Below are 2,903 nucleotides of genomic sequence, written 5' to 3' on the forward strand. Positions count from 1 at the left end.
CGCTGTTGACCGTGCGGCGCAACGCAGGTGGCGGTGGCCCCGCCACCTGCGTTGCGCCGCCACATGCCGTCAGCAGCGCCGGAAGGAGGAGGCATCCCGCCTTGCGGAGTGTCGTAGCGATCGTCGTCCTGGCCATTGTCATCGTCCCCTCGCCTGTCATCGTCGAATTCCCGTTCCTGCCCGCCTTCTGCGGCCCAGCAGGCGCGATCCCAGCAGGGTGGCACCCATGGCCAGCGCCGCGAGCAGCAGCCCGCCCAGTACCAACTTGCTCTCGTCGATCGCCAGTGCAGCGCCCAGCGGCCCCGCCGCCAGGTATCCCGGCGCGAACATCAGCGGCACCCAGAGGCAGGCCGAGGCGACGTTGGCGATCTGGAACGGCCGTTTGGGCATGGCCAGCACGCCCGCCACTAGCGGCACCGTCGCGCGGATCGGGCCGAGGAAGCGGCCCATGAAGATCGCCGCGAAGCCGTACTTGCGGAAGAACAGCCGGGTGCGCGCCACGGCGGCGCGGTGGCGGTTGAGCGGCCAGCGGCGATAGACGCGCGGGCCGATGCGGTTGCCGAAAGCATAGGACACCCAGTCGCCCAGGATCGATCCGGCCACGGCCCAGAGGAAGATCGGCCAGGCATCCAGCGCCTGCGCGCCGATCAGCCCGCCGATCGCCAGCATGACGGCGGTGGCGGGCACGAACAGGCCGACGATCGCCAGAGACTCCCCGAAGCAGAGCAGGCCCACCACCGGACCGGCCCAAATCCCGTGGGTAGCGACGAAAGCACTGGCCTGGGCGATCACGCTTTCCATGGCGGGCTCAGGCGGCGCGGGAAATCGCGGCGGTTTGGTTCTCAGCTTGCGGCGTCGTGAGGCTGCGGCCCAGCACGTCCATGTAGCATTCGAAAACCTGGTGCGAGGCGCCGTCCCAATCGTAGGCCTTGCTGGCCTTGCGCGCGAAGGCGCCCATCGCGGCGCGGCGGCGGTGGTCCCGCACCAGTTCGCGCAGGGCCTCGAAGGCGCCGTCCTCGTCGCCCGGTGCGAACAGCAGGCCCGATCCGCTTTCCAGCAGGTTGCGCCCGCTCGGCACGTCCACGCAGACGGTCGGCAGGCCAGAGGCCATGGCTTCCAGCGTGACGTTGCCGAAGGCCTCGGTCGTGCTGGGATTGAGGAACAGGTCGGCCCCGGCGACGGCGCGGCCGAGATCGGCGCCCATCAGGTGCCCGGCGAAGCGCGCCTGCGGCAGCTTGCGCTCCAGCCATTGCCGCTCCGGCCCATCGCCGACCACCAGCGGGCGGACCGGGAGGCCCTCCGCGATCAGGCGGCGGCAGAGTGCGGCATAAGTGGCGAGGCCCTTTTCCCGGACGAGGCGGCCGAAGTGGAGCACGGCCACTTCGCCGTCCGCGATGCCCATCGCGCGCCGCCACTCGGGATCGCGGGCAAGCGGGGTGAACTGGTCGCGGTCCACGCCGCGTCCCCACAGGCGCGTGCGCTGGCCAAGGCCGCTTTCCGCGAACTCTGCGGCGATGGCGGGGGTGGGCACCAGCACGCGGTCGGCATTGCGGTAGAAGCGCGCGAGGTGGCGCTCCATCGCCGGGCGGACGAGCGCGGCGCCGTAGAAGGCGGCGTATTTCTCGAAGCGGGTGTGCAGGCTGGCGACCACGGGAATGCCTTCCTCCCGCGCCAGGCGCTGGGCGGCGGTGCCGGTCCAGTCGGGCGCGGAGAGGTGGACGATCTCGGGCGCGAAAGCCCGCAAGTCGGCACGAAGGCGGCGCGGCAGGCCCAGACCCAGGCGATAGTCGCCGCGTCCGGGGATCGCCAGCGACGGCACCGGGACCAGCGTGCCTTCGGGCGCGAAGGCGGGCGTGGCGGATGTCGGGGAATAGACGCGCACCGTGCAGCCACGCCGCTCCAGATAGCCGACCAGGCGATTGAGCGCCTGGTTGGCGCCGTCGCGCACATAGTTGTAGTTCCCGGAGAACAGGGCGACGCGCGGGCGGCGGGAGGACAGGGGCGCGACTGGCGCGATGTTGCGGCGCGCCGTGCACGCGGACTGGACTTGCGGCTTCATGTCCCGATTTCGATTCTGCGCTGGGCGGCGATGTGCCTGCCGATGCTCGAAGCCGCGCTATTCCGGCTTGGCTTACGGCAACCTTACAAGGCGGCGGCGTTGCGGTTGCGCGCGGGCGGCATCCCCGCGATAGATGCGGACATGACTGCGAGACAGGCCATTCTTCCCACCGGCGGCGTCCGATGCGCCTGCTGATCGTCGAGGACAATCCGGAGCTGGCCGAACTGATCGGGCAGCACTTGCGCGATGCCGGTTTCGGCAACGACATCGTCGGCACCGCCGAGGAAGCGCGCATCCTGGTGGAGGCGGGCAACCATTCGGCGCTGCTGCTGGACCTGGGCCTGCCGGACCAGGACGGCATCGCGCTGCTGCGCTCGCTGCGGGCCGCCGGGCACCTGCTGCCGGTGCTGGTGCTCACCGCGCGTTCGGCCATTGCCGATCGGGTGGCGGGGCTCAATGCCGGCGCCGACGATTACCTGCCCAAGCCTTTCGCCGCCGAGGAACTGATCGCGCGCGTGGCCGCCCTGCTGCGGCGGGCGATGGGCGAGAAGGCCGGCGAGATCGCCTGCGGGCGGCTGCGCTACGATCTCGCCTCGCAGACGGTGCGGGTGGGCTCGCCCGGCGAGGAGGCGGCCATCGTGCTGGCTCCGCGCGAGGTGCAGCTGCTCGATCTGCTGCTGCGCCAGCGCGACAAGGTGGTGCGCAAGACGCAGATCGAATCCGCCTTCTTCGGGCTGGGCGACGAGTTTTCCTCCAACGCCGCCGAAGTCAGCGTCCACCGGCTGCGGAGGCGGCTTCAGGCGCTGGAGGCGGGGGTGGAGATCGTGACGGTGCGGGGGCTGGG

The 2,903-nt window shown here is 71.1% G+C and carries 3 protein-coding genes; 1 reads left to right on the forward strand and 2 read right to left on the reverse strand.

From position 1 onward, the window contains the following. Positions 1–156: 156 nt before the first annotated feature. A complete protein-coding gene (locus tag ACI3K3_RS25470) occupies positions 157–801 on the reverse strand; it encodes a DedA family protein (RefSeq protein WP_404918877.1) in 645 nt (214 codons plus the stop codon). Between the two features lie 7 nt (positions 802–808). Then, on the reverse strand, positions 809–2,059 hold the full coding sequence (locus ACI3K3_RS25475; RefSeq protein ID WP_404918879.1) for a glycosyltransferase family 4 protein: 1,251 nt from the start codon (positions 2,057–2,059) through the stop codon (positions 809–811). 182 nt (positions 2,060–2,241) lie between these two features. On the opposite strand from ACI3K3_RS25475, the gene ACI3K3_RS25480 reads away from it, so the two are divergent. Beyond that, on the forward strand, positions 2,242–2,903 hold a 662-nt coding region (locus ACI3K3_RS25480), incomplete at its 3' end, for a response regulator (RefSeq protein WP_404918881.1).

Origin of the sequence: Novosphingobium sp. ZW T3_23 (genome assembly GCF_044987305.1) — a bacterium.
Lineage (GTDB): Bacteria > Pseudomonadota > Alphaproteobacteria > Sphingomonadales > Sphingomonadaceae > Novosphingobium.